Here is a 2098-nt window from a genome sequence, read left to right as displayed (position 1 = left end):
CCTCATCCAGGCTGCATAGCCAGAAAATCCCCGTGTCCAACATCCGGGGTCAAGGCCCGATCTTGCCGCATCGGTTTGCCCACCGTCCCGATTCAGTTGGCTCTGGTGCCGATCGTTTGCAGTGCCTCTGCTGCGGTCATGCCACGAACTCGCGAATCCCGTCTTCTGGGTGATTTGAGAAGAGGATTGAACCAACCTCGGCGCGGGAAGATCAACCACATGCATATGATCGGCGAGCACTTTCCGCTGCCAAGCAGAGATGGGTTCGATCTAACAGTTCATCTAGAACCCGACACAGCGTGCAATGCTCACGATTTCGGAGTGCGCTACTCCCCGGCTGACCTATCCGTGTGGCAACTCGACTGGCGCTTCGTAGGTGTAGTCGTCGAGGCTTCGATGGCAGGCCGGAAAGTGGGAGACGCAGCACTCTGGACGATCGAGCACGGGGTCATGGGGAACGGTGAACACCGGGATGCTCTCGGCCGGGGCGGCGCGTTCGCAGGCGACACGCAGGATCACGTCGTGAGCGAAGCGATCATGGATGCAGTCGACACGCTGCGGGTTGAAGGCAACAGAGCGGCCGGGATGGAGGGACAAGAATTGATCGACACGTTCACAACGCCGACAATCGCGAAGTGCATCTTCCGTTAGCTCGCCTGGATTTTCGTGGTCCGTCACATGGCCGGATGATCAGGTCACCACATACCGTACGGAGACCGCCGCGCTGCGAGCTGTTCTAATCACGGTTCGGCAGCTCTGGGCTCTTTGAAGGCCATTCTCGCCTACTCATGCGAAGATGCAACGAGCCAGCATGAGGACATACGGTATGCCGCCCGACCGGCCTCGAATGGACCTCAACCACATCGGGCTAGTGGCCGTCCAGGTGACATCGTCGGTGTTCCACGCCGAGATCGGGACCACCTCGTTCAGCCAGTTGACTCGAAGCCAATCCACCCTGAGGCCGGCTTCGCAATGTGACGTAGCCGACTCGACACGAGCCTCGCGGGATACGCCTGTACCAAAGGTGTCCCAAAGCTGTTCCAGGACAAGACAAAAGCGCTCCCGAATGTAGATCGGAAGCGCTGATGCCGGTAGGGTCCGAAGTGCGAAGACGACCCCCACCTGACGCCCTTGGATGGCTGTTAATGACAATAGTTGTCGAACGCGACGCGTGCAACGTCGCCAGTTACGAGTTCGGCGCTGACGCGATACGTGCGCGTTGCCGTCCGACCACCGGGATGCGAAGAGGGTTCGACTTCGTACCCAGCCGGGACGACGCGGTTGCGTACCAGGGCGGGTGGGCCGATCACCAACTCGACAAGCCCCTTGAAGTCATTGCGGCACGAATGCTCGAGTGCGACGAGATTTCGCCGCGCAGCGATGCCCGCCATCCGCGGGCATTGGCGTCGATGATGCGCTCCGCGTACGTCGCGGAGAACTTCAGCAAACAGGGCGTTCACTACTCTCGAAGCAAACCTCGCTACGCGATTCCGGAATCGATGAAGTACGACCGACTTCTCGCGTACAAGCCGATCATTGCCGGTGTAGAGCTCGGCATCCGGCTCGGACTGATTGTCGAAAACCGAGCGAAACGTGGCTGGTCCGACCTAGGCGCAGGTGTCGAATCGATTGTCGCACTCACCGTGGATACCTACGATCTCCTGGGTGGTCTGCTCGACGCTGCCGAGGCCCCTGAATTGCTCCTGGACAACGCCCCGGTCCTATCGGTGCGGGATCGGAAGACGAAGAGACCGCTCGAAACACCAAAGTCCGCGTGGACTCTCGAAATGGAGACAGAGCTGCGGAAACTCAATGCCGTCAGAAGTCGTCAGTCCCTCACCCTCGACGGAGTCGTTCGGCCGTACGCGCACTTGGTGCGCATTTTCTGCGACGATCTCCGGCATGGCGGTAGGGCATACGCAACGGGTGTCGGCTCATGGCAGAACATGCCGAAGTCGGCGCGTTTGCGGACGCGTGTGAACGGCGAAGCCATAGTCGAGATCGACATGTCCAATCTCTACCTACGCCTAGCCTGCCGCTTTCACGGTAATTCCTTCGGAGTTGGTGTCGTACATGAAGAAAGGTGCTATGAGCTGGG

Annotated in this window: 2 protein-coding genes; both read left to right on the top strand. The window is 59.6% G+C overall.

Annotation, left to right across the window (positions count from 1 at the left end):
• The first annotated feature begins 321 nt into the window (after positions 1 to 321).
• Entirely contained in the window at positions 322 to 651 is a 330-nt protein-coding gene (locus tag ACHIRB_RS01715; protein WP_395126743.1) for a hypothetical protein, read from the top strand.
• Between the two features lie 494 nt (positions 652 to 1145).
• Positions 1146 to 2098, top strand: a 953-nt coding sequence (locus ACHIRB_RS01710; protein ID WP_395126745.1) for a hypothetical protein, incomplete at its 3' end; no start/stop codon positions are given.

The organism is Antrihabitans spumae (assembly GCF_043944905.1).
GTDB lineage: Bacteria > Actinomycetota > Actinomycetes > Mycobacteriales > Mycobacteriaceae > Antrihabitans > Antrihabitans spumae.
The sequence above is the reverse complement of the archived record's forward strand: the minus strand, read 5'-3'. Positions and strand labels throughout refer to the sequence as shown.